Annotated in this window: 18 protein-coding genes; 10 read left to right on the top strand and 8 right to left on the bottom strand. The window is 43.1% G+C overall.

Features of this window, described 5'->3' with window-relative positions; translation table 11 throughout:
• The first annotated feature begins 58 nt into the window (after window positions 1-58).
• Together B9Y87_RS09035 and B9Y87_RS09030 are read left to right on the top strand one after the other, a co-directional pair.
• Window positions 59-1,198, top strand: a complete 1,140-nt coding sequence (locus tag B9Y87_RS09035) for a saccharopine dehydrogenase family protein (RefSeq protein ID WP_085498247.1) — start codon at window positions 59-61, stop codon at window positions 1,196-1,198.
• A 306-nt stretch (window positions 1,199-1,504) separates the two neighbouring features.
• Window positions 1,505-4,222: a bifunctional YncE family protein/alkaline phosphatase family protein gene (locus B9Y87_RS09030; protein ID WP_085498245.1), complete on the top strand. Its 2,718-nt coding sequence runs from the start codon at window positions 1,505-1,507 to the stop codon at window positions 4,220-4,222.
• Between the two features lie 515 nt (window positions 4,223-4,737).
• On the opposite strand, the gene B9Y87_RS09025 is transcribed toward B9Y87_RS09030, so the two are convergent.
• Entirely contained in the window at window positions 4,738-6,795 is a 2,058-nt protein-coding gene (locus B9Y87_RS09025) for a TonB-dependent receptor plug domain-containing protein (RefSeq protein WP_085498243.1), read from the bottom strand.
• A 427-nt stretch (window positions 6,796-7,222) separates the two neighbouring features.
• On the opposite strand from B9Y87_RS09025, the gene B9Y87_RS09020 reads away from it, so the two are divergent.
• From B9Y87_RS09020 to B9Y87_RS09005, 4 genes are read left to right on the top strand one after another with little or no spacing between them, the layout of a single operon-like run.
• On the top strand, window positions 7,223-7,921 hold the full coding sequence (locus tag B9Y87_RS09020) for an orotidine 5'-phosphate decarboxylase / HUMPS family protein (protein ID WP_085498242.1): 699 nt from the start codon (window positions 7,223-7,225) through the stop codon (window positions 7,919-7,921).
• Window positions 7,922-7,953: 32 nt separating this feature from the next.
• Window positions 7,954-8,979: a zinc-binding dehydrogenase gene (locus tag B9Y87_RS09015; protein ID WP_085498240.1), complete on the top strand. Its 1,026-nt coding sequence runs from the start codon at window positions 7,954-7,956 to the stop codon at window positions 8,977-8,979.
• 5 nt (window positions 8,980-8,984) lie between these two features.
• The gene (locus tag B9Y87_RS09010) at window positions 8,985-9,785 is read left to right on the top strand and encodes an SDR family NAD(P)-dependent oxidoreductase (RefSeq protein ID WP_085498239.1); all 801 of its coding nucleotides are present in this window, start codon (window positions 8,985-8,987) and stop codon (window positions 9,783-9,785) included.
• Between the two features lie 26 nt (window positions 9,786-9,811).
• Window positions 9,812-10,705 (top strand): sugar phosphate isomerase/epimerase family protein, encoded by an 894-nt coding sequence (locus B9Y87_RS09005; RefSeq protein ID WP_085498237.1) that lies wholly within the window; start codon window positions 9,812-9,814, stop codon window positions 10,703-10,705.
• A 971-nt stretch (window positions 10,706-11,676) separates the two neighbouring features.
• Here the strand turns inward: B9Y87_RS09005 and B9Y87_RS09000 are convergent.
• From B9Y87_RS09000 to B9Y87_RS08990, 3 genes are all read right to left on the bottom strand, one after another.
• Window positions 11,677-12,381 (bottom strand): hypothetical protein, encoded by a 705-nt coding sequence (locus B9Y87_RS09000; RefSeq protein WP_139827196.1) that lies wholly within the window; start codon window positions 12,379-12,381, stop codon window positions 11,677-11,679.
• Between the two features lie 80 nt (window positions 12,382-12,461).
• Window positions 12,462-14,150 carry a gamma-glutamyltransferase gene (ggt, locus tag B9Y87_RS08995; protein WP_139827195.1) on the bottom strand — a complete coding sequence of 563 codons (1,689 nt, stop codon included), beginning with the start codon at window positions 14,148-14,150 and terminating at the stop codon, window positions 12,462-12,464.
• A gap of 293 nt (window positions 14,151-14,443) precedes the next feature.
• Window positions 14,444-15,031 carry an acyl carrier protein phosphodiesterase gene (locus tag B9Y87_RS08990; RefSeq protein WP_085498235.1) on the bottom strand — a complete coding sequence of 196 codons (588 nt, stop codon included), beginning with the start codon at window positions 15,029-15,031 and terminating at the stop codon, window positions 14,444-14,446.
• Between the two features lie 96 nt (window positions 15,032-15,127).
• On the opposite strand from B9Y87_RS08990, the gene glmM reads away from it, so the two are divergent.
• Together glmM and B9Y87_RS08980 are read left to right on the top strand one after the other, a co-directional pair.
• Window positions 15,128-16,516: a phosphoglucosamine mutase gene (gene glmM, locus B9Y87_RS08985; RefSeq protein WP_072865028.1), complete on the top strand. Its 1,389-nt coding sequence runs from the start codon at window positions 15,128-15,130 to the stop codon at window positions 16,514-16,516.
• Between the two features lie 63 nt (window positions 16,517-16,579).
• A complete protein-coding gene (locus tag B9Y87_RS08980; RefSeq protein WP_245808685.1) occupies window positions 16,580-17,368 on the top strand; it encodes an endonuclease/exonuclease/phosphatase family protein in 789 nt (262 codons plus the stop codon).
• Here B9Y87_RS08980 and B9Y87_RS08975 read toward each other — a convergent pair.
• Together B9Y87_RS08975 and B9Y87_RS08970 are read right to left on the bottom strand one after the other, a co-directional pair.
• Window positions 17,358-18,353, bottom strand: coding sequence for a sterol desaturase family protein (locus tag B9Y87_RS08975; RefSeq protein ID WP_085498234.1), 996 nt, complete (start codon window positions 18,351-18,353; stop codon window positions 17,358-17,360). The genes B9Y87_RS08980 and B9Y87_RS08975 overlap by 11 nt on opposite strands.
• A gap of 231 nt (window positions 18,354-18,584) precedes the next feature.
• Complete coding sequence (locus B9Y87_RS08970; RefSeq protein WP_085498232.1) at window positions 18,585-19,472, bottom strand: lysophospholipid acyltransferase family protein; 888 nt, start codon at window positions 19,470-19,472, stop codon at window positions 18,585-18,587.
• 58 nt (window positions 19,473-19,530) lie between these two features.
• Between B9Y87_RS08970 and B9Y87_RS08965 the strand changes: the two genes are divergently transcribed.
• A complete protein-coding gene (locus B9Y87_RS08965; RefSeq protein WP_085498230.1) occupies window positions 19,531-20,181 on the top strand; it encodes a rhomboid family intramembrane serine protease in 651 nt (216 codons plus the stop codon).
• Between the two features lie 149 nt (window positions 20,182-20,330).
• Here B9Y87_RS08965 and B9Y87_RS08960 read toward each other — a convergent pair whose 3' ends face one another.
• Both B9Y87_RS08960 and B9Y87_RS08955 read right to left on the bottom strand, forming a co-directional pair.
• Window positions 20,331-21,461, bottom strand: coding sequence for a TlpA disulfide reductase family protein (locus B9Y87_RS08960; protein WP_085498228.1), 1,131 nt, complete (start codon window positions 21,459-21,461; stop codon window positions 20,331-20,333).
• A 109-nt stretch (window positions 21,462-21,570) separates the two neighbouring features.
• Window positions 21,571-22,080 (bottom strand): hypothetical protein, encoded by a 510-nt coding sequence (locus tag B9Y87_RS08955; RefSeq protein ID WP_085498227.1) that lies wholly within the window; start codon window positions 22,078-22,080, stop codon window positions 21,571-21,573.
• Window positions 22,081-22,183: 103 nt separating this feature from the next.
• Between B9Y87_RS08955 and B9Y87_RS08950 the strand changes: the two genes are divergently transcribed.
• Window positions 22,184-25,084, top strand: coding sequence for an FAD-binding and (Fe-S)-binding domain-containing protein (locus B9Y87_RS08950; protein WP_245808684.1), 2,901 nt, complete (start codon window positions 22,184-22,186; stop codon window positions 25,082-25,084).
• The last annotated feature ends 23 nt before the right edge of the window (window positions 25,085-25,107 follow it).

The following is a 25,107-nucleotide window of genomic DNA, read 5'->3' as shown; positions in this document are numbered from 1 at the left end:
CAGTAGAAATCTGGATAAAAAATGCTATCTTTCTTATAACATATTAAGCTACATATTTATGTCCTACAACATGGTTATTGCCGGTGCTGGGGGAATAGCCCAGGCCGTTGGATTAATAATGGCGGATTGGGGCAATGTTCCGCTAAACATATTTATTGGAAATCGTACCCTGGAAAAGGCAGAAAAAGTAGCCCATTGGATAGGGAAGGGCACTACCAACCCGGGAGTGGCCCAGGCATTTTGCCTTTCAGAAACGGGCCTGACCAATGAAATGGAGGGAATTTTTACCCAGGGCGATGTGCTGCTGGATTGTCTTCCCGGTAGTTTGGCGCCCAAAATGGCGAGGTATGCAAAAGATTTTAAAATGCACTATGTAAACCTCACCGAATATGTGGCGGAGACCTATGAAATAATGGCATTGGCCAAAAATGCCGAAACCGGTTTTGTGCTCCAATCCGGTCTGGCACCAGGGTATATCAATCTTTTGGCACACCATCTCTTTCAGGAATTTTGCAGTAAACATAAGGTAGACAAGGTAGATAAGCTGAAGTTTAAGGTAGGAGCCCTAACGGACCATGCCGTGGCGCCACATTACTACGGATTTACCTGGAGTCCGGTGGGGGTGGCCACAGAATACCTAAAAGACGCGGAGGCAGTCCGCGATTATAAAAAAGTACCCCTTAAATCCCTGTCTGAAAGGGCAACCATCATAATAGATGGTAGGACCTATGAGGAGGACCTTACTTCAGGTGGGGCCGCCGATCTACCGGACGCCTTGGCAGGCAAGGTGCGCCAATTGGATTATAAGACCCTTAGATATCCTGGACACTACGCCTGGGTGCAACAACAGATTGCAGGTTTCAAAAATACCGATGCCCCCATAAAGAACCTTCAGGAGAAAATGGAAAGTGAAATTCCCCATGTAGAGAACGATCAAATTGTACTGTATGCCGCAGTGGAGGGTAAGGATAGGCATGGGGTACTTAGAAGGAGCGAGGTTTCCAAGCTAATTTACCCGCAGAATGTGGGGATACATAGGCTTAGGGCTATACAGACCACCACTGCGGCACCCATGGTACAGGCCGCTTTTATGTTAATGGAGTCCAAACACAAAGGCGTTATTCTACAAAGTCAGATAGATCCAAAGCCTTTTTTGAACGGAAATTTTATAGCGCCAATTTATGGTTACATTGATTAAGCGGTAATTGGATTAGGATACTTTTTTGGCTTCTTATGAATTTTAGTCATCAGGCGGGATTGGAAGGCTCGTACATTTTCTAGTCTAAACTGAACGGGCTGTCCTTTTCTGGCGGTCAGGAGGGCATAGAAAAGTAATTATTGGTTAGCTTCCGATGCCTTATGACTTGACCTTGGGTAATTGACTTCAATTAAATTATTTTAACATTGTGTAAAATTATGGTTAAGACCATTTTCCTTTGGACGAAAATGCGTAATATTAGTTTTTAATAATAATTGTATCCATTCAATTCATAAATCCATCACAATGAATCGGCTAATTCCCTTCCTATTAATTTCAGTTTTTATTTCTTGTAATTCGCGTCAAAACAGCATTTCAATTTTACAGGTTCCTGGTAAAGATCAGTACAGTGTAATTGATGAAAATGGAATATCCATTTTGGCCAGTGGGAGGTATGTAACTCCAGTAGGGGATAAATTGCGGATTACCCATGATCCTTTTGGGATGGCCGTTTCACCGGATGGGAGCAAGGCGGTTACGCTGCACAATGGGGTTTTTACGGTTATAGATGTTGCCTCCCTGGAGTCGGTCAGAATTCCAAGTTATGATGGCAGCATACCGTCACCTTTGGCCAAAGGTTCTTTTTTGGGGGTTGAATTTGCCCAGGATTCCAAAACGGTATATTTAAGTGGGGGAGATACGGGAGCAGTGATACAATACGATGTGGAGAACCTTGCAAAAGTGGATTCCATTTCCTTAAATGGGATTGTTGATGGGGAGGATTATCAGGATAGTTTTACTTCAGATCTACGGATCAATGAAGCCGAGAACGAATTGTTGGTGTTGGATCGCGGCAATTTTAGACTGGTACGTATCGATTTGGAAACCAAAAAAATAAAGGGGAGCGTCAATGTAGGGAGACAACCTTTTGGCTTGGCCATTAGTCCGGATAAAAAGCAGGCCTTTGTGGCCAATGTTGGCGTGTATTCCTATCCCTTAATAGAGGGCGCCACACCTGCCAATTACGATTCCTTAATGATTTCCCATCACCCCTATGGGGACAACACCAAAGAGTCCATAGAAGGTACCGTAGTAGAAGGTCGTAAAATCCCTGGTGTGGGGAGTCCGTTGCATCCGGATGCCATGAGTGTCTTTACTATAGATCTGGACATGAACAAGGTGATCAAAAAATTTAAGACAGGGCACCAAATAGGACAGACCGTGGAAGATGCGGAAGTGGTTGGGGGAGCTAGTCCAAATTCCATTGCCGTAGGAAAACAATTCGCCTATATTACCAATGCCACCAACGATAATATCACCATCATTGATCATTTAAGCCAAGAGATTGTTGGTCATATACCCATTAAAGTAGATCCGCGAATAGACAAATACCGTGGACTTTTACCCTTTGGTATCACCATGGATAAAGCCGAGAAAACATTGTACGTGGCCTTGTTAGGGTTCAATGCGGTGGCCGTAATAGATATTCCTTCCCAAACTACCAAAGGGCTTATTCCCAGTGGTTGGGGACCTACAAGGGTGGAATTGTCCAAAGATGAAAAGAACATTTATATCATTACCTGTAGAGGCCTTGGGGCCGGACCCAATGGAGGAAAGGACTTTGTAGAACCCCCACAGGGCGATTACATAGGGGATATTCAATTGGGGAGTTTTCAAAGGGTAGCCATGCCAACCGATGAAAGGCTTGCCGAGTACACTAAAATGTCTATTGACAATACCTTTAGGGAAAGCACCATGACCGATGACGGTACCAATCCCTTGCCTCCCTTGCCAAAATTGCGTCAGAGCCCTATTAAACATGTGGTGTATATTACCAAGGAGAACAGGACCTACGATGAGGTTTTTGGACAGCTCAAAAATGGAAGGGGAGATAGTACCTTGGCCCGTTATGGGGTTAATAATACCTATACCTTGCCCGATTCGCTTCAGGCACAATTTCCCCAACTGCGTATTTCTCCCAACCACCATAAGGCAGCAAAACAATTTGCCTATTCGGATAACTACTATTGCGATAGCGATGCTTCGGTTCATGGCCATCATTGGTTGGTAGGTGTTATTCCTAACGAGTGGGTAGAGGCCAACGCCAGTGTAAGCAAGACCGCGAAAATATTCTCGGACGCTCCGGGACGTCGTCATCCTGGAACGATCGGGAGTGTAGACCCCGAGGATTATGCGGAGATTGGCGGACTTTGGGAAGCCCTGGATAGGGAAAAGGTATCTTTTTACAATTTTGGACAGGCCAACGAAACGGCACATGTACGCGAAGAATGGTATGATACCAATACGGGCGCTGCCCATGGGGTGATGGTGCCTATGCAAAAGGCACTTTTTACAAGGACCAGTCATGATTATGCCGGGTACAATATGAATATTCCCGATCAATATAGAATGGATCAATTTGAAAGGGAGTTTACAGAAAAATGGATTGAAGGGGAGGAAGAAATGCCACAATTGGTGACCATGATGTTGCCCAACGATCACGGGGCAAGAATACGTCCGGAGGACGGTTATCCTTACCCACAATCCTTTATGGTAGATAATGACCTGGCGGTAGGCAGGGTATTGCATTTTCTATCCAGGACCAAATATTGGAAGAATATGTTGGTCATCATCACCGAGGACGATCCCCAAGGAGGTGTAGATCATGTAGACGCCCATAGGTCCATTCTTATGATGGCAGGCCCTTATGTAAAAAAGGGATATGTTTCCCACACCCATGCCAATTTTGGGGCACTGTTAAAGACCATGTACAACATATTGAATGTACCCTATGTGAATCAGTTTGATGTTACGGCTTCTTTGTTACAGGATTTTTTCACCTCCGAGCCCGACTTCACACCCTATACTTTGGAACGCCATGATGAACGTATGTACAATGCCGAACTCTCCATGAAGAAGTACAATAAAACAATTGATTGGCGCAAAATAGAACAAGGACCCCCTATGGATGACGAGGACGATGCCAGGGTAAACCATTATGAGAACAAGGCGGATGCGGAGTAGGCATTAATCAGTTAATAGATTTTAGTGCTTTTCAGCTAGAGGGCATTAGCCAAAAGGCAAAAGTTTGTTAGTTCAATATTATTAACTGACGTCATTGCGAGCCTGCCTTGCCGTCAGGCGGGCGGAGCGCGGCAATCTGTTCATTACCTTGCAGAGATTGCTTCTTCGCTATCACTCCTCGCAATGACAAATCTCTTTTAAAATTCTGCCTGCGAATCTCTAATTGTCAAATCTAGGACTACAGCTGTCACTTCGAGCCCGCCCGGCCGTAAGGCGGGTGGTTTTGCAAAACGAAGTAGAGCAAAATTGTATCGAGAAGTCTTCGAACTGACGATGCTAGATAAATCCAGCACTCCAACAGTCACTTCAAGCCTTCCTGACGGCTAGGCAGTCGTAACACGGCAATCCGTTTTTGGCGGTACAATATTTATTCCCCCTCCTTGGGAGGGGGTTAGGGGGAGGACTTTTAGGGCGTCTTAAAAAAAGTAACACTCATATTACATGATTGATGGCCACTACAACCTCGCAGAAACCGACAGCACCCCAGACCTGCCATAACCATTAACGCCAGAGCCATGGTATCTGTAATCTTTATTGAATACGTTCTGAAGTCCAACGGCAATAGTGATGCAATTAAAGGAATAACTGCCATGAACATTAAGAACGTTCCAACCGGGCGTACCCCCATCAGGGATTCTATTGTCATCTATATCCCCGGACGCCAAACGATCCTGTTTGCCGGCCAAGAGCCAATCTGCATTGAGGTTCCAATTTTTTATGGCGTAAGATGTGGCCAATCGGCCGAATAAGGGCGGGATCCGACGTGCCGGTTCATCACTGGTTTTATTTTGGCCATAGGTGTAGGTTAAGTTTCCGGCCAGGTTCCAATTCGGATTCAAGTTTAGGTCCAATCCCATTTCGGCTCCTTGTATAAAGCCGCGTTCCACATTTTTCTTTTGATAAACGGGATAACCTTCAATGCTGTCGCCAGCTATTCTGTTGCGCACAATTAAATCGTACAATTCATTGCGATATAAAAATATTTCGGCCTTCACGACGCGATTACGAAATTTGTAGCCCAGCTGATATTGCAGGGAATGTTCCGGTTTTAAATCGAAATTGGGTGTTTCGTACCTGAAATCAACAATGCCCAAGGATCCAAGATCATTAATGTTGGGAGCCCTAAAACCTGTATTGATGGAAGCAAAGACATTGGAGGTCCCATTCAATTTTCGCAGCACGGCCAAATTTCCGACCAATGCCGTGGGAGTAAGTTTGGTGGCTCCCAAAACCGAATCGGACACCTTGTTAATGAAGGTGTTGTACCGTAAACCTGCCGTAATTTCCCATTGCTCCTTACTTAGGGTGTGCATGCTGAAAGCGGCAATACTGGTCATGGTGGCCCCATCGGGATATAATCCGCGTTGTGCCGTTTCGGAATCGGTGGTCAGATCCTTGTCTGTGCGACTACTTTTTACCATGTCGTTATAGATTTCAAATCCACTATTGGCCGACCATACTTTTCCATGACTGGAAAAGGTTTCGGCCGAAAATCCATAGGTCCTCACCTTGTCATTTTCGGTACGTAGAATTGTTGAACCATTTTTTTGCAACATCCGCCCTTCTTCATGATGCTGGTAGGAAGCGGTGACCACCGCAGTCTTAAAGATATTGTTCTCCAGAGCTTGGTGGAGCCTCACATAGGCCAGTTCCCTTTTTTGGGGATCCATCTTATTTATGGCATAATCCTCCAAGGCTACCTTATGGTAAACGGGAACGTCTTTTTGATGCACACGTTGGTATACTGTAGTAAGGTTGGACCGGTCCGATAGCAGTATTTTTCCCTTGAGGTCGAAATCCAATTCCCGGTAGCCGGTTGGGGTTTGTTGTCCTGTGGTATCACCTCCCACAAGGTCTCCAAAATTACGCCATGTGGCATTGGCCCTGAAAGCCATTCTTTTATCGCCATATTTTAAGGCCGCATTGGCCGTCTGTTCCATGTCCTGTGTTACAAATCGAGTATAAAGATCCGTACCCCAAACCGACTTTTCCGCGGTTTCCACCTCTTTGCTCAAGGCCTGGATGGTGCCCCCAACAGCATCGGAACCATATTGTACAGACCCACTTCCGCGTAAAACCTCCATTTTACCCAGGCTGAACACATCAATAGTATTAAAGTACTGGTTGGGTCCCGATCTAACTGTGGCATTATTTAGGCGGATACCGTCATATAGCAAGAGGGTTTGGTTCCCCGTTAATCCCCTTATAAAGGGAGAACCCCCGCCATGGTTGGTTTTCTGTACAAAAACCCCAGGAGCCAATAACAATGCCTCCGGAGCGGTACGCAATTGATATTTTTCGATGGAATGGTTGTGGACAACCTCAATGGCTTCCGGGGTCTTCTGTTGTAAGGTTCCATATCTGTTTGCTGTAACCACTACCTCCTCCAAGGTGTTCAAGGGTAAGGAGTCTATTGGGGACCGGGAATTTTCCTGGGCAAATAGGAATCCCGTGAAACTATAGAAAAAGAAGGTAATAAGTAAGTTGGATGGTCTATTTCTTAATAAGGTCATTTTATGGCTAATCTGTAAATCATGGTTATTGGAATGTTGCACTTATAATTTGTTGGGTGGTTGGGGGTATTCCCGTCCAAATAACAGTAGAAAATGTTACGGTTCCTAAATTGGTATTAATTAATATTTATCTTTTGCAATAATAATAGTTCTTCCAAGAATTTGAAAGACAATAATAGGAATGGTAATCATAGGTTGTGTTTATTGCTAATAAGGGCAATAGAAGCCATGAATAATGATAAAAGGGTAATATTGGATTTATAATTGATAAATTTTATGTATTGCGATTCTTTATCTTTGGATTGACGCTGAAGCCCAAAAAAATCACTGCTTTTTATAAACCTTTTTCTGGTGTTTTTAATCAATTTCAGCTTGCCTTAAATGAAATAAAACAACCTTATAATAATTAAATATTTATTGACCATTTATGAAACCAATTGTACAAATTTCACTTGACCTTACCAATATTGATGAAGCTTTGGAAACGGCCGCCATGGCATTGCGAGCAGGGGTAGACTGGCTTGAGGCAGGCACCCCCCTTATTTTGGCGGAAGGTTTGCACGGGGTTCGGAAATTAAGGGAGGCGTTTCCCATGATACCTATAGTAGCAGACCTTAAGACAATGGATGGGGGATATTTGGAGGCCGAAATGATGGCGAAGGCAGGAGCGACCCATGTAGTGGTAATGGCCAGGGCACATGCAGAAACTATAAAAGTGGTGGTACAGGCCGGAAAAGATTACGGGGTTAAGGTTATGGGCGATAATTTAGGATGCCCGGATATGGTGGCAGGGGCCAAATGGTTGGAAGACCTTGGCTGCGATTATATAATACATCATATAGGTTATGACGAACGTCGTGGAATTGCAGCCCAAGGCTTAAAAATGCCAAGTCCGATGGATCAACTTCGCGAGGTGGTCAATGCTGTAAAGGTACCCGTACAGGCCGTGGGCGGCCTTACCTTGGAACAGGCCATACGCTGCCCGGAATATGGAGCGCCAATGGTAGTTTTGGGAGCACCCTTGACCATTGATGCGGATTCTTTTAAGACTGCCGATGGCGACCTGGAAAGTTCGTTGCGACTTATCTGTGAAAAGATTCATGCCTACGGGGAAGTAACACGCTAATTAATAAATACGAAATAAAAATAATCAATTAAATGAGTTCAATAGGAGTAGTAAATTTCTCTTCCGAGCCAGGAAGTGTTGAAATTAGGGAAATAGAAAAGCCGATCATTGGCGAAGATGATGTGTTGTTGGAAGTGGCCAACGTTGGGGTGTGCGGAAGTGATCTTCACCAATGGACTTCAGACCATAGTTGGCCCGTGAATTATCCCGTGGTCCTTGGGCACGAGTTTGGCGGTCATATTGCGGCATTGGGGCAAAAGGTAAGCGGCTGGAAGGAAGGCGATAGGGTAGTTAGCGAGACCGCTGCAATAATAGATCTGAACAGTCCGCTTACAAGACAGGGCCTATACAACCTGGATCCCACAAGAAAAGGATTTGGGTATGGGGTAAATGGTGCCATGACCCGTTTTGTTAAGGTGCCTGCCAGATGTCTGCACGCGGTACCGGAAAACTTGCCTTTTGAACAGGCCTGTCTAACCGAACCCTGTTCCGTAGCCTATAATGCTGTGGTAATGAATTCAAAGATTAAGCCAGGGGATAGGGTCATTGTACTTGGACCTGGTACCATTGGTATCCTTTGTGCCGCCGTGGCTCGTTTATGTGGCGCTGAGGTGGCCATAGTTGGATTGGAGGCCGATAGGGAAAGATTGAATATTGCACAGCAATACGGCTGTGAAGGCATAGTGGGCGATGCCAGTGCATGGGCCAATAAGCAGGACGGATTGGGGGTAGATTGTGTGATTGATGCCGCAGGAGCCAGTGCCACCTTGAAGATTGCCTTGCAATTGGTACGTCCCAACGGACATATTACCAAGGTTGGGTGGGGCCCTCAACCCTTAAACTTTTCCTTGGATCCTTTGGTACAAAAAAATGTTACCCTACAAGGTAGCTTTAGCCATAACTGGCCTATATGGGAAAAAGTGCTATCGCTTTTGGCTTCGGGTACTTTGGACGTAAAGCCAATAATTGGTGGGGTCTGGGAATTGAAGGATTGGCACGAGGCTTTCGATCAAATGCATTCCGGTAAGGTGGTGAAAAGTGTATTAAAACCAAGTTAGGGTCTATGCGTTTAAAAGATAAAGTAGTATTAATAACAGGTGGCTATACGGGTATTGGTAAGGCCGTAGCCAAGCGTTGCGTACAGGAAGGGGCGAAAGTAGTCGTCAACGGATTGGATGAGGAAATAGGCTTGGCACTCGTTCAGGAATTGGGGGCTGATGCCGCAGCTCACATTACCACAGATATTACGGAGGAAGGTGCACCGCAGTTATTGGTAAAAAAAGCCATTTCCAAGTTTGGAAAATTGAACGCTGTTGTAAACAATGCCGCCTATATTGCTTCCTCCAATATAACGAGCACCGAGGTCCCTTTTATTAAGCGGATGTTGGCCGTGAATTCCATTGCTCCGCTGATGATCATTCAAGCGGCCTTACCACATTTGTCAACGGTTCGTGGCTGTGTACTCAATATTGGCTCTATCAATGCCTGGGGCGGGGAACCCGATCTCTTGGCCTATAGCATGTCCAAAGGGGCCTTGATGACCATGACGAGGAATCTGGGCGACAGTTTGTTTAGGGAGAATGGGGTACGCGTAAACCAGATCAATCCAGGTTGGGTACTCACGGAAAAAGAAATATTGAACAAGAAGGAGCAGGGAATGAAAGCGGATTGGTACAAGGATATACCGGACATTTTTGCGCCTGCGCAACGAATTTTTACCCCGGAGGAAATAGCAGCGGCCTGCCTCTATTGGCTCTCCGATGAATGCGGTCCTGTAAGTTCCCAGGTAATGGACTTGGAACAGTTTCCAATAATAGGGCGTAACCTCCCCAAGAACTGGGAAGGTTCCCACAAAGAGAAATAATTTAATAACAATAAAAGAATAAAGATTTGCCACAATTAGCAGTATTTCCCAAAGCATTTATGCATGAACTTTGTAAGGATGGAACCATGAAGGTTTCCGAATGGATCGACTTGGCCGTTGAGCTAGAGGTAGACGGATTGGAATGGTATGCCGGTTTTTTGGAGATGGCCGACAAATCCAACTGGCCCATTTTTAGGGAACAGGTGGAGCGTCATGGAAAAACAATACCCATGCTGTGCTGTTCCCCAGATTTTACGCATCCTGATGCCGCTTTTCGGGAAAAGGAAATTAAAAAGCAAATAGGATGGATAGAAATGACCCATGCCCTGGGCGGATCCTATTGTAGGGTATTGTCCGGACAGCGTCGTCCAGAACTGACCATAGAGGAAGGTGTTGGATTTGCTGCGGATTGCATTAAAGAATGCCTTCCCCATGCGGAAAGGTTGGGGGTAACCCTAATATTGGAAAACCACTATAAGGATGATTTCTGGGAGTATCCCGAATTTGCCCAGCAAATGGACATTTTTTGTATGTTGGTCGATCGTATCCACCATCCTAATTTTGGGGTCAATTACGATCCCAGCAATACCTTTTTGGCAGGGGAAGATCCCTTGGAACTCCTATATCGGGTTTCCGATCGGGTGGTGACCATGCATGCCAGCGACCGTTATCTGAAAGAAGGTACTATCGAAGATCTGCGCAAGGAAGAGGGTGGTGCCATGGGCTATGCCAAAAGATTGAGCCATGGTGAGATAGGGAAAGGCCTAAACGATTATGATGCCATTTTCAAGGAACTGAAAAGAGTTGGTTTTGATGGCTGGATCAGTATCGAGGATGGAGTGGACGGAATGGATCAATTGGAACGCAGTGTGGCCTTTTTAAGAAAGAAGGTAAAGGAGTATTGGCCCGATTTTAAATAGGGGGGTGCCCACAGCCTTATAAGCTAAAAGTCACCAATAAGATTTGCAAAGGTCTGTTGGTGACTTTTTGGTTTGGGGGAATGGTTCTATAAGAGGTCAACTTGCAATGACGTAATAGCCAAAAGGTAAAAGACAGAGTCTATAGGAAAAAGAGTAAAGAATAAAGAGACCGTCCAGAGTCGAAAACTTTTGAATTTCTATGTTCTTGATTCTGTCGTCAGTTCGAGTGAAATGCCTATAGGCATTTAGTATCGAGAACTGCTTTGGTGTTGTTCGTCTACTTCTCGATACAATTTTATTGCGCTGCGCTTCATAAAATCACCCGCCTGAAGGCAGGGCAGGCCCCCCTTGAGGGCTGGGCAAGCTCGAAGTGACGAAACATGAAAAGCTCCTCCCTTCAGTCGAAGGGAGGTGGCTTCGCCATAAGCGAAGACGGAGGGTTTTGAAATCCCAATCCTTGGAAAAATAGACAGAAGACGGAGAATAAGTGAAAGTTAGGGCTTCCAACTCCCCTTTCTTTCGCACAAAATGGCGCAGAATTCATTCCTCTCTTCGTTCCAAGAGGGGAGCCTTTGGTCAATTTGCAATGAAGTAGTTAGCGACTCCGTCTTTCGGCAGGCACGCTCTAACGAACATTCTAGTCACTTCTACTGAGTTCCTTTTTCGGGACGACGAGAAGTCGCACACAGTTGGTTTTGAAACTAGCCCTTGATTTTTCGACTTTGGACCTTGTTTTTCATGTAGTTCTCACCTGATATTTATCGGGATGTGCTTGGACTGACAACTATATTTCCAAGAGCCTAAAGCCTAGAAAATAGACTCTTAATTCTATTTTCTAGATTCTCAATACTAATCACTCAATACTATTTTACTTCTTATGTTAAAATTTCTTATTGCTAATTGTTCACTGTGGTAATCCACTATCGCCTATTGCATAAAGGCTTATGACTGAAGAAACTGCCCACTGCCCACTAATTATATCCCCTCACATCCCCCATATCCAAAGTAATCGGGCCAATACTATGTTTAATGGGTAAAAAAGCACCGCTTTCCGTAACCTGCCATTCGTCCCAACTAGCTTCAAGACCGCCGATTGGGATTATGCTCACCCACATCCTAAAGCTAATGGGGAAGCCGTTCGGCTGTAATTTCCATAAATAGGAATCGCCCGGTGTGTCGCCACCGCTGGTGTAGGTGACCAATAATGCTTGTGAGCCATCTTTTAAGGATACTACACTTCTTTCGGTACCGGAATCAAAAATCTTGTATGGGGCAACCAACCAAAAAGAGTCATTGTTGAAAAAAGAGATGGCCTTCTTAATAAGCTTTTCCTTTTCTTTCCCTTCAAGGGATGTCTTATCCTTGGCCACCGAACTCTTTGAGGGCATCTTTAGATTAAGATGCACCTGATAATCGCTCCAAGCAACAAGAACGGTATCTACTTCCTTATCCCACCGATAATGGTGTGTGCCATTAGCAAAAGACCATTCCAGGAAACGGGTGTCCTTATAGGTTTTATAATTGAGGGAGGTCAGCATTTTCATGGCCAAGGCATCGGCATTTTGGCTTTTGATACCCGTAGGCAGGGGTTCGTTGTAAATAGCATAGAGAATAGCGCCCAAAGTGAATAACAGCAGCAATATTCCAAGTACTATTTTGCCTTTTTTTTTGATCAATTAGATTCGGTTTTTAGGGGTTCGCAATGCATCCAGTGCACCTAATATACAAATTGGGCGGATACAACCTACGGTTTTGCCTAAAATCCTACGGCGGTATCGTCCCCACGCTTATCGGCACCCCCTTCAAGTGTACCGTTTGGCAATATCTTAATGGCATCTACCTTACCTATAACAGGGGTGTTTTCCTCATTAATGAGGTATCCTTTGTTTTTCAGGGCGGTGAGTAAGCTTGTCTCAAACCCTTCCGGTTCAAAAATGATGGCATCGGGTAGCCATTGATGGTGAAAACGGGGAGCGTTTACCGCATCCTGCATGCTCATATTAAATTCGTAGCAATTTAGAATGGTCTGAGCCACGGCAGTAATTATCGTGGACCCACCAGGAGTCCCTACCACCATCCATAATGACCCGTTTTTTTCTACAATGGTGGGGGTCATACTGCTTAGCATGCGCTTTTCTGCAGCAATGCTATTGGCCTCGGCCCCAACAAGACCAAACATATTGGGAACCCCTGGTTTGGCACTAAAATCGTCCATTTCATTATTCAGAAAGAACCCAAGTTCATCCGAGAAGAGTTTGGAACCGTAACCTCCATTAATGGTGGTTGTGGCCGCAATGGCATTCCCGAAAGAATCTACAATAGAGTAGTGGGTGGTTTGATCGCTTTCCACCACTTGTACCTCCCCATGGGATACTTCAGAGGATTTGGTAGCCTTGTCAAAGGAAAAATTTTGCATTCTTTCTTGTAGGTATTGGTCCGACAAAAGTTCCTTTAAAGGGATTTCTACAAAATCCGGGTCGCCCAGAAAGTAGTTTCTATCGGCATAGGCCCTACGTGCAGCCTCCGTAAACAATTGGATGGATTTAACCGAATTGTGCCCATAGTCGGATAGGTCATAGGGCTCCATCATCTTAAAAATTTGATTTATGGTAAAGCCTCCACTGCTGGGGGGGCTCATGGATATGATTTTTAGATCCTTATAATCGAATGTGATTGGAGATCTCCATTTGGCTTCATATTTTTCAAGATCTTCAATAGTAAGGTAACCGCCTTTGGCTTGAATAAAATTGGCTAATTTTTCTGCAACTTCCCCTCTGTAAAATCCATCTTTTCCCTGATCTGAAATTTTTTGAAGGGTATTTGCCAAAGCGGGGTATTTTATGGTATCGCCTGTCTTGTAAACAGTTGCAAAAAAAGTCGTATCACTATTCACTTCCATAAAAATGTCGCGATAGTTTTCCAATCTTTTGGCTTGCTTTTCGGTAACAACTACACCTTTTAAAGCCAGCGCAATAACAGGCGCCATGATTTCTTTTAAGGGCAATGATCCAAATTTTTCGTGGACTGCTATTACACCGGCCACAGTGCCCGGAACTCCTACGGCCGTTGCTCCCAATGTACTTTTTCCCGGAATAACATTTCCTAAGGAATCCAAATACATATCGGCATGTGCTGCCAAAGGCGCTTTTTCACGGTAGTCCAAACCTCCTGTTTCCCCGTTGGCTTTCCTATAGACCATAAATCCGCCACCGCCGATATTTCCGGCATAGGGATAGGATACGGCAAGAGCCAGTTCCGTAGCAATCATGGCATCAAAGGCATTCCCTCCGTTTTGGAGGATGTCCGATCCAATTTTGGAGGCCTCCACTCTGGCAGAGACAACCATTGCCTTTTCAGTAACTAAGCCAGTAGGTATGGGTTCGGGTATGTTCCTGCAATTGATAAATAGGAGTATTCCAAACAAGAAACCAGTAATGCGGATCATAGCGTGTAATTTTTTCAAAAAGATAGTCATATTCCCATTAAAAATAAATTTTAAGCTACAAACCGATTTAAAATTGCGGATAACCATTAATCCACTGGGCAATTCCGATAATAATTAAATTTATTCACCACAGGTTTACCAAAACATAAACGGCTAAAAAGATGTTGGGAAACGGACCCGGGTTATTGAAGAAGTTGAAGCTTATTCAGGTAGGCATCTCAACCTAGCTTTCCAGCATTTGTACGCATATCAGGATGTTATGCGACTTGGGTTTACTATGCAATTCTTGATATTTATCGCAAGGAGAGATATTTCTGTTTGGAAAATACGATCAGTTCTTCAAAAAAATTGGTGAATTCCTTCTCAAAATCGGTATAATGTTCCTCCAGGTCCAAAATGGCAAAATTCATTTTGGATTTATTTTGGGTCCGCCTATTCATGCCATTCAAAACTCTGGAAATTCCTTCCATTTTGGCATAATTCAATATCCAATTATCAGCAATCATATAGGGCATCATGCGCTTTACGCCTATAGGTAGTATATCATAATGGTTTTCCAAGAGATCATAAAAATTGTCCACAAAGTGGGGCAATGGGGTATTGGCATAATCCGACCAATTCTTGGCCAGAAAATGGTCATAGAAAATATCTACAATTACACCACTGTAATGACTGTAGTTTCCATGTAAGCGCTTGGTGCTCTGCCTTACAATTGGGTGCTTGTCCGTAAAAGTATCTATAGCGCGGTGCAGCACTATTCCCTTTTGAATTTTTTCTGGAAGGTGCTTGTATTTATTGCCACGTATACTGTCTGCTATAAAATTTCCGATAGTGATCTGGTCGTCTTCAAAAGATAGATATAGGTGTGCTAAAAAATTCATTGACCTCGGTTGAAGTTTATTAAGTTCGAATTTACAACTTAGCGGCATAGGATTTAAACCTAACCTTTTATATTTGTAAAAATTTATAAATAAAATATGACTTTAATAAAATCTATTTCGGGAATACGGGGTACCATTGGCGGTAAGCCGGGAGACAATCTCACACCTATTGATGCGGTTAAATTTGCGGCCGCTTACGGTGTTTGGTTAAAGGAATACTCAAAAAAGGAAAAATTAACGGTAGTTATTGGGCGCGATGCCCGACTTTCCGGAGAAATGATCCAAAATTTGGTAGTGTCCACCCTTGTAGGCCTGGGAATAGATGTAGTGGACCTGGACCTGTCAACTACACCCACCGTAGAAATTGCGGTTCCCTTGGAAAAGGCAGATGGGGGTATAATCCTTACCGCCAGCCATAATCCAAAGCAATGGAACGCCCTAAAACTTTTAAATGAGAAAGGGGAGTTTTTGGATGCTGCCCAAGGTGCCAAAATATTGGAAATCGCCGAAAAGGAAGCTTTTAATTTCTCGGAGGTAGATGATTTGGGAACCGTTAATAGGAACGATTCCTATATCGATATCCATATAGACGAGGTATTAGACCTTTCTTTGGTAGATGCAGAGGTTATAAGGGCGGCCAAGTTTAAGGTAGTGGTAGACGGGGTAAATTCTACCGGAGGTATTGCCATCCCAAAACTTTTAAAGGAATTGGGGGTAGAGGTAGTGGAGCTTTACTGCGATCCTACAGGGCATTTTCCCCATAACCCAGAACCTCTAAAAGAACATTTGGGCGATATATGTGCATTGGTAGTTAAGGAAAAGGCCGATTTTGGAATTGTTGTAGATCCGGATGTAGATCGTTTGGCTTTTATTACCAATGAAGGAGAAATGTTTGGGGAGGAATATACGTTAGTGGCCTGCGCGGATTACGTGTTGGGTAAGACCAAGGGAAATACCGTTTCCAACCTTTCGTCTTCCAGGGCTTTGCGGGATATTTCCGAAAAACACGGCGGCACTTATGAGGCCGCTGCCGTAGGTGAAGTAAATGTTGTGACCAAAATGAAGGCCAATAAGGCCATTATAGGGGGAGAGGGCAATGGTGGTATAATTTATCCTGAAAGCCATTATGGTAGGGATTCCCTAGTAGGAACGGCCTTATTTTTAATGCTGATGGCCGAAAGAGGAGGTACCGTAAGCGAGCTAAGAGCCAGCTACCCCAGTTATTTTATGAGCAAAAAGAAAATTGAACTTACACCAGGTTTGGATGTAGACGGTATTCTCGTAGCTATGGCCGAAAAATATAAGGACGAAGAAATTTCTACCATTGACGGGGTAAAGATCGATTTTCCGGAGAATTGGGTACACCTGCGTAAATCCAATACAGAGCCCATTATCCGAATATACACGGAAGCCAAAAGTCAGGCCGAAGCGGATGGTTTGGCCGATAGAATAATAGGCGAGATAAAAGCAGTGGCCGGAATCTAAGACAATAGTTTAAACAGGGGTCGAAAATCACCTATTTTCGGCCCTAATTCTTTAATAGGACCAATGAGAAACCACATCATAAAATTACTTCTTTTCGTTTTTATAGGAGGCACATCTTATTGTAGCCTTGCACAGGCAGATACCCTGAGGGTGATGAGTTTTAACATTCTACATGGGGCCACTACGAAGAACGATTTTAACTTGGATACCATTGCCGGTGTGATTAATCATTACCAACCGGATTTAGTGGCCTTACAAGAGGTCGATTTTAAAACGAATAGAGCCAAAAACTACGATTTGCCCACAGAATTGGGAATCCGGACAAAAATGGCCTCGTTATTTGCCAGAGCCATGTATTACGATGGAGGGGAGTACGGTGAAGCGGTGCTATCAAAATTTACGTTTATTGGGAGTGAAAATTTGGCGCTGCCCCACTTGCCGAATTCGGAACCTAGGGCAGCCTTGGTGACCCGGGTCAAAACCAAAAAAGGTAATACCATTCAGTTTGTGGGGACACATTTGGATCACTTGAAGGATGAAACCGATAAGGTGATGCAGGCCAAGGCCATCGTTGCGCATTTGGGGGATACGGAATTCCCGACTTTGTTGGTGGGCGATCTTAACGCAGTCCCAAATAGTAACCCTATAAATATTATTTCCGAAAAATTCTCAAAACCGAAACATCCCAATGCGTGGAAGGGTACTTTTCCGGCAACCGGTCCCAATATCTGCATTGACCATATTATGTACAATCAGCCCGAAAAATGGCAGGTGTTGGAATATGAGGTGTTATGTGAGAATTATGCCAGCGATCACTGTATCGTGATAGCCACCCTAGTATTTACTCCTTAGACAGATGTTCCCTTAAGTAGGTTCCGCGGACCAACTTGGAGGTCTGGTGTTCACCGGTATGACTCCAACCCGGAGGCATAATAATATAAAGAAGTTTATTTTTTAATCCCGGTGCTTTGGCCACATCTTTGAAAAGGGCAACAAATTCCCCAAAATAAACATCCAAGAAGTTGCCGCTATTCATTTTTCGGGTAATGCCGTATTCTATTTGAATATCATGTTGTTCTTCTTGATAGGTCCCAAAAACCTTGTCCCAAATATTCAATAAGTTGCAGAAATTGGTGTCCATATACAGTGGATTTCTGGCATGATGTACCCTATGGTGGGAGGGGGTTAATATAACTTTGTTCAAAAACCCCATTCTGCCATCTTTCATCATATTTTCACCTATATGGATAAATGCCCCATAGGTACTATCTATAAACATGATCAAAAAAAGTAGAACAGGTTCAACACCCAACAGAATACAGACTGTGGTTCTAATGGCATCCGCATAAGGGGCCTCCAGGAAAAAATGGGCATGGGTAACGGAAAGGTTCATTTGTTCGGGTGCGTGATGGGTAGAATGCAGGCACCAAAAAAGTCGCACTTTATGACCCCAATAGTGGTATAGGAAATGACCAAATTCCCAAACAATATACCCGTATATAAACCAGTACCAGGTCATTTTCGTCTGGAATAGGGCATAGGGCTGTAACCACCCTATAATTAAGGTTACCATGGCTATGGCTATAAATCGGCCAATAAATCTATTAAATACATAGATAAGGAAGTTCACCTTATATACCTTGGTGTTAGGTTTCTTATAGACTAGACCAAGGATAAATTCCAGTAACAGTAGAAGGGGAATTATGGGGTAAATTAAGGATACTACACCATCGTAAGTAGAGAAAACGCTATAATCCCCGGTCTGCAATAGCTCCAATGCTTGACTAATGCCCAAAAATCCAACTACCTCATCATAGAGGGTACCCAAAATGTCCATAGTAAAACTGATTTTATGTCAATCAATGGTATTAATATAAAAATTAAAGGGCAATTTTACCACTAATTTAGACCAACAGCAGTAGTGCACAAGTCAATAGACCTAATGGCGCTGTGGAGGGGATAATACCAATTTACTTCCAAGGGTAGCGAGAATTGGGTATGTTGCTGTTTGGATGGTTTTTTTCAGCTGGTCAATGCTTGCTGGGAGGTAAATAAGTATTACTATTTTCTATTGGAATTCTACAGGGACTTTATTTCGGTGTTTCCAACGTTTGTGGGTCCAAAGGTAGTACTCGGGTTTTTCACGTATCTGATCTTCGGTCAACCTTAGAAATTGGTCCGTAATTTGATGTTTTTTGGTCGTACTGCCGGCAGTGGTAATGGGTATGAATTCTGCTTGGTAATACCCCCTTTTTACTTTAGAGACCTTAAGGAAGACGACTGCTAGATCCAATTTCCGGGCCATACTCTCTGGTCCATTAAAAATAGGCACCTTAACACCCATAAATTCACTCCAATATTGTGCCCTTTTTACTTGGGGAGATTGGTCGCTCACCATGCCATAGGCCGAAATTACCCCGTTTTGGACATTCCTATACACTGTCTTTACTGTCTCTTGTTGGGTAATTAGGGTGGTGTTCCATTTTGCCCTTATTTTTTTTATCAGGTCGTCAAAATAGGAATTTCCAATTTTTTGATACACGGCATATCCTTTCGCGTTTACATAATTATTGATGCTTACGTTCCATTCCCAATTGGCGTAATGGGAACATACGATAAGCACACTTTTCTCTTTAACAATATCCTGAAGAACTTCAATATTGATGATCTTATAGCGTTCCTTTAATTCCTCTTTTGTTAGGTTCAAGGTCTTCACCATCTCTAGGAACATATCGCACATATGGCGGTAGAAATCCTTTTGGATCTTTTTTATCTCTTCTTCCGGTTTATCCGGAAAGGCACGGGAAAGATTTTCGAATACGACCTTTTTGCGATAGCCAACAACGTAGAAAAGTACAAAAAAGACAAAGTCGGAAAAAAAATAAAAAAGTCTAAAAGGTAATATGGAAATAAACCATAGAAGGGGGTAAACTAGAATATAGACCAGAAACTGCATGCAGATATAATTAAGGCAAATATAGCTATATTTGAACCTAAAAATAATAGTTTTCTTCATGAATAACCTTCATCTTGCTACCATTGCCATTATGGCTGCCAATATCCTTGCCTCCCTAAAGGGATTTAATAACCATACCTTCTTTGAACGCTATAAGTTTGGTGTAGGTGCTATTCAGGCAGGACAGAAGGATAGGATGGTTACTTCGGGTTTTTTACATGTAGACCTCTCCCATCTATTCTTTAATATGTTTACCCTATACTTTTTTGCGGATGTGGTCATTGATTGGTTTGGTCCCGGTAAATTCATTGTCCTTTATTTTATTAGCCTTATTGCCGGTAGTTTGTTGGCATTGTACTTTCATAAGAACGAGCCTTATTACAGTGCGGTGGGGGCAAGTGGGGCAGTCACTGGTATATTGTATTCGGCCATCCTACTGGAGCCTGGGATGCGATTGGGAATTATGTTCATCCCTATTCCATTGCCGGCTTACGTATTGGGAATCCTTTATTTGTTTTATTCTATATACGGAATGAAAACTAGATTGGGAAATATTGGTCACACTGCGCACTTTGGGGGTGCTATTGGGGGGTATGTAGTAACCCTGTTCTTTAAGCCCGATCTACTTGTTACGGACACCTTAATGGTACTTTTATTGGCTTTGCCCATTGTGCTGCTTTTTATCCTTGGTAAAATGGGTAAAATATAAATGCGCAATTGTTTCACCGGATAATGGGCTTAGTTTCATTTAGGACTTTGTTCTAGTGGCATTTCCAGTGCAATCTAATATTTTTGATAAAAAAAAGGGAGGCTGTCTTTTTGGACAGCCTCCCTTTTTTATGAATTGGTATAACTTTGTTATTGCAAAAGTTCTGAAATTTTCGACTCCAATTCATCGCCTCTTAGGTTTTTTGCAATAATGACCCCGTTTTCATCAAGGATAAAGGTGGCAGGAATGGCCTCTACATTGTAAAGTTTGGCCACGGCATCATTGAAATAATCCAAACTGGAAATATGGTTCCAGCTTAGATTGTCATCTGCAATGGCTTTTTTCCAATCTTCTTCCTTTCTATCCAAGGAAACTCCAATTATATTAAGTCCTTTGGAGTGGTACTTGTTGTATATCTTAACCACATTGGGGTTTTCTACCCTACAAGGCTTACACCAGGCGGCCCAAAAATCGATGATGGTCACTTTGCCCATAGCCTCTTTTAGGGACAATTCCTTACCGTCTGGGGTAGGTCCCGAAAAGTCGGGTGCAGTAGCCCCAATTGCGGTACTCTTGCCTTTTTCTTCCCTAGCTTTGGCTGCTTCCAAACTTTTTAGGATGTTTTTGGCGGGCAGGGTTTCTTTTATCTCTGGGGTTAAGGCATCGTACATTTTCTGCGCTTCTTCGCTTTCCACCATTCTTGTATTAAGTCCTTTTTCTATCAACAAAGCGGAAATAAGACCATTGGGATTGTTCTTGATGAAGTCCAATTCAAAATTCTTATATTCTTCCTGAAGTTCGGCAAACTCGTCTCGCAAGGAGTTAACGGTAGCTTCGTTTCCGCTCATATTGGCGTTTTGCATATCCCTTTGGATAGACATTGCCTGATCGGACAAGGCTCTTGATTCATTTAGATAATTATAGAAAATATCATTTTGCTCAGTACCTTTAACCTTGGCAAAATTTAAACTATCCTTCTGGGCACTAAGTTCTATCTCACCCTTCTCGGCGACAACCGGGGTGTAGCCTTGTACTTTATCAACAAAAACATACATTAGGTCAGGTGAATCCGCAGGGCCGCTAATGGTAAACTTACCGTTTTCAACAGTGGTGGTGTCAATATCATATGGCTGATTGTTTTCATCAATCTTTCTTATAAAGATTTGGGTACCGTTTTCCACATCCCCGGTTAAGGTTCCGTTCAATACAAAGCCTTCGGGTTTACTGTTGCATGCTACAACTCCTACAATTACGGTAACAGATAATAATATTTTTCTCATTGCTGTTTTCTTTTGATTGGCGCAAATGTACTTATATATAAGTAATAAAAAAAGCCATAAATGCTACAAGAACATTCATGGCCCACTAAATAGTAGTTCGTTATTTATATCAAAACTGATAGCGAATTCCCAAGGCGATATCAAAATCAAAATTATCAGAGAAATCTTTATAGCCCACAATGCCTATTTCAGGCCTAAAATCCAACGAAATCAATAAAGGAATGTCAAAGTTATATTCAATACCTATATCTCCTGCCGCCAAAACAAAAAGGCCGCCATCGGGCGTATAATAACCGCCATTGCCATTGGGCCTGGAAGCGAAATCCACACTTCCTAAACCACCACCAGCGCCGTAGTACCAATTGAAATTTCCGTCCAAAGGCCTAACCCATTGGTAAAGTGCCGTTAATTTAAAGGCATCGAAATATCTGCTATCGCGCCATCCAAGGTTGGCTTCCAACCTGTTGTCACGGTCCAAAGATTTCTGATAGGAAATTTCAGCGCCAAAACCATCACTGTCCCCTAAGCGAAGACCTATGGCGTGATCGGATATTTCCTGGGCATTCATAGAGAACCAGGAACAGAACGTAAATAGGGTAAATAGTTTTAAAATTTTCATAAGTGTTCTAAAGTTAATTAATGTAAAAATTAAAAATTCATTATTAATCTGAAACAATAAAACTTAATTTAGTGCCCAAAATTGTTTTGAGTTGGATAAAAATATGCTAAATAAATTAAAGGAGGATTTAGAGGGCGATTTGTTTGTAGACAAATTAATGACCACCCTATATGCCACCGATGCTTCCGTGTATAGAAAAATGCCAATGGCAGTGGCTTACCCGAAGAGTGAGGAGGATATTAAAAAACTAATTCTATTTGCCGGGGAACATAAAATAGGTTTAATACCTAGAACTGCGGGAACCTCCCTTGCCGGGCAATGCGTTGGGGAAGGTATAGTGGTGGATGTCTCTAAAAATTTTACCAAGATTCTTTCCGTTGATGTAGATAAAAAGCAGGTAACCGTTCAACCAGGGGTCATCCGTGACGAGTTAAACCTTTATTTGGAACCTTATGGCCTATTTTTTGGGCCAAATACCTCTACCTCCAACCGTTGTATGATAGGTGGTATGGTCGGGAACAATTCCTCAGGAACCACCTCCATACAGTATGGGGTAACCCGAGATCAGGTGGTTTCCTTAAAGACGTATTTATCCGATGGGAGCAAGGTAGAATTCCGGGATCTGTCCTTGAACGAATTTCTGGGCAAAATGTCTTTGGATACGTTTGAAGGAAAAATTTACAACAACATACATAAGGAATTAAGCAATAAGGAAATACAGGCGGAAATTTTAAAGGAATTTCCAAAACCACAGATCCATAGGCGCAATACCGGTTACGCTGTGGATGAGTTGCTCAAGAACAATATTTTTGGGGATAGTCCCCAAAACATTAACTTATGTAAATTATTGAGTGGTAGTGAAGGCACCTTGGCCTTTACCACGGAAATAGTACTGCAATTGACCGAGTTGCCTCCCAAACTTTCTGGAATGGTGGTAACACATTATAAAACTTTGGAAGATTGCTTGTTGGATGTGGCTCCCCTTATGACCCACAATCTACATACCTGCGAAATGATGGACAAGGTAATTTTGGATTGTACCAAAAATAACCGGACCCAATTGGAGAACAGATTTTTTGTGGAAGGCGATCCTGCCGCATTGTTAATGTTGGAGGTTAAGGCGGATACCGAAGAGGACTTGGACAAACAGCTTCAGCATTTATTGGAGACCGTTAAAAAGTCTGGTTTGAGCTATGCCAGCCCAATATTGAAGTTGGCCGACGTGAATAAGGCCATTGAACTCAGAAAGGCCGGACTGGGTCTTCTTGGAAATATTGTTGGTGACCGTAAAGCGGTTGCCTGCATTGAGGATACGGCAGTGGCGTTGGAGGATTTAAAGGACTTTATAGGGGAATTCAGCCAAATAATGAAAGATTATAAGCAAGATGCGGTCTATTATGCCCATGCAGGGGCAGGAGAGTTGCATCTACGGCCAATCCTAAATTTAAAGAAATCTGCAGATGTGGCCTTGTTCAGGTCCATTACTACAGATGTGGCCAAGCTTACCAAAAAGTATCAGGGATCCTTTAGCGGGGAACACGGGGATGGAATTGTAAGGGCAGAGTTTATCCCCTTAATGATAGGCGATAAGAATTATGAACTGCTAAAGCGGGTAAAGACGTATTTTGATCCCCTTAATATTTTTAACCCAGGTAAAATTGTGGATGCCTATCCCATGGATGAATCCCTGAGGTATGAAATTGACCGCGAAGAACCGGAAATTGAAACCTTGATGGATTTCTCCGATAGTGAAGGAATTCTAAAGGCGGCCGAAAAATGTAATGGTAGCGGGGATTGTAGAAAAACGCATTTGGTATCTGGAGCTATGTGCCCAAGTTACCATGCCACAAAGAATGAAAAGGATACCACAAGGGGCCGTGCCAATACCCTGCGAGAATTTTTAACCTCTTCGGAAAAGACGAATAAGTTTAACAATAAGGAGCTTAAAGAAGTTTTTGACCTGTGCTTAAGCTGTAAGGCCTGCTCCAGCGAATGCCCCAGTAATGTGGATGTGGCCACACTTAAAGCAGAGTTTTTATATCAATATCAGGAAGAGAACGGATATCCCTTGAGGGCAAAACTTTTCGCCTATAATACCAAGTTGAATAAATTGGGGAGCAATATGGCAGGAATTACCAATGCCATGTACGATTCCAAAATATTGGGCGGATTGCTTAAAAAGTCGGTCGGCGTTGCCGAGCAACGAAGTTTGCCAAAAGTCTATAAGTTCGATTTTGATAAGGAGCTTCAAAGGGTTAAGGGTCAGGTTGTTGCTACCAAGTCCAAAGTTGTGTTGTATATCGATGAATTTACCAACTACTTGGATGTTGAACTGGGTAGGGATGCTATTGAAGTACTAACGCGACTGGGCTATGAGGTGGAACTTTTTTATGCAGAAAGTGGAAGGACCTATATTTCCAAAGGATTCTTAAAACAGGCCAAACAATTGGCGATTAAAAATGTGGATAAACTTTCGCAGCTAACGAATAAAGGGCTTCCAATTATTGGGTTGGAACCTTCCGCAATACTTACGTTTAGGGATGAATACAAACGCTTTGGCTTTGATAAAAAGAAGATCGATGCTGTTGCTGCCAATTCATTTTTGATAGAAGAATTTTTGGCCAAGGAAATTCAATTGGGGGTTATAACATCCGATCTATTTACAAACGAACCTAAGACTGTGAAGATTCATACTCATTGCCATCAGAAGTCTATATCCAACCAAAAGGTAACCTTTGATATCTTGAATCTTCCAAAGAATTATACGGTTTCTATTATTAGTTCCGGATGTTGTGGTATGGCAGGGTCTTTTGGGTATGAAAAGGAGCATTATGAGGTAAGTATGCAGGTAGGGGAGCTAAAATTGTTTCCGGCCGTTAGGAAGTCTGAAGAGGATGTGATCATCGCTGCCAATGGAACAAGCTGTAGGCATCAGATATATGATGGTACCCAAAGGAAGGCATTGCACCCTATTACCGTTCTGAAGGAGGCGCTTATTGCCTAGTTCTATCTTAGTTGGTTAGCGAA

This window comes from Arenibacter troitsensis (assembly GCF_900177645.1).
Lineage (GTDB): Bacteria > Bacteroidota > Bacteroidia > Flavobacteriales > Flavobacteriaceae > Arenibacter > Arenibacter troitsensis.
The sequence above is the reverse complement of the archived record's forward strand: the minus strand, read 5'-3'. Positions and strand labels throughout refer to the sequence as shown.

Excerpts from the sequence above, each read along its gene's own strand:
- B9Y87_RS09015 (WP_085498240.1), top strand. The coding sequence starts at position 7,954 with ATGAGTTCAATAGGAGTAGTAAATTTCTCTTCCGAGCCAGGAAGTGTT.
- B9Y87_RS09025 (WP_085498243.1), bottom strand. The coding sequence starts at position 6,795 with ATGACCTTATTAAGAAATAGACCATCCAACTTACTTATTACCTTCTTT.
- B9Y87_RS08975 (WP_085498234.1), bottom strand. The coding sequence starts at position 18,353 with ATGGACATTTTGGGTACCCTCTATGATGAGGTAGTTGGATTTTTGGGC.
- B9Y87_RS08980 (WP_245808685.1), top strand. The coding sequence starts at position 16,580 with ATGAGAAACCACATCATAAAATTACTTCTTTTCGTTTTTATAGGAGGC.
- B9Y87_RS09020 (WP_085498242.1), top strand. The coding sequence starts at position 7,223 with ATGAAACCAATTGTACAAATTTCACTTGACCTTACCAATATTGATGAA.
- B9Y87_RS08960 (WP_085498228.1), bottom strand. The coding sequence starts at position 21,461 with ATGAGAAAAATATTATTATCTGTTACCGTAATTGTAGGAGTTGTAGCA.
- B9Y87_RS08990 (WP_085498235.1), bottom strand. The coding sequence starts at position 15,031 with ATGAATTTTTTAGCACACCTATATCTATCTTTTGAAGACGACCAGATC.
- B9Y87_RS08965 (WP_085498230.1), top strand. The coding sequence starts at position 19,531 with ATGAATAACCTTCATCTTGCTACCATTGCCATTATGGCTGCCAATATC.
- B9Y87_RS08950 (WP_245808684.1), top strand. The coding sequence starts at position 22,184 with ATGCTAAATAAATTAAAGGAGGATTTAGAGGGCGATTTGTTTGTAGAC.
- B9Y87_RS09030 (WP_085498245.1), top strand. The coding sequence starts at position 1,505 with ATGAATCGGCTAATTCCCTTCCTATTAATTTCAGTTTTTATTTCTTGT.
- B9Y87_RS09010 (WP_085498239.1), top strand. The coding sequence starts at position 8,985 with ATGCGTTTAAAAGATAAAGTAGTATTAATAACAGGTGGCTATACGGGT.
- B9Y87_RS08955 (WP_085498227.1), bottom strand. The coding sequence starts at position 22,080 with ATGAAAATTTTAAAACTATTTACCCTATTTACGTTCTGTTCCTGGTTC.
- ggt (WP_139827195.1), bottom strand. The coding sequence starts at position 14,150 with ATGATCCGCATTACTGGTTTCTTGTTTGGAATACTCCTATTTATCAAT.
- B9Y87_RS08970 (WP_085498232.1), bottom strand. The coding sequence starts at position 19,472 with ATGCAGTTTCTGGTCTATATTCTAGTTTACCCCCTTCTATGGTTTATT.
- B9Y87_RS09035 (WP_085498247.1), top strand. The coding sequence starts at position 59 with ATGTCCTACAACATGGTTATTGCCGGTGCTGGGGGAATAGCCCAGGCC.
- glmM (WP_072865028.1), top strand. The coding sequence starts at position 15,128 with ATGACTTTAATAAAATCTATTTCGGGAATACGGGGTACCATTGGCGGT.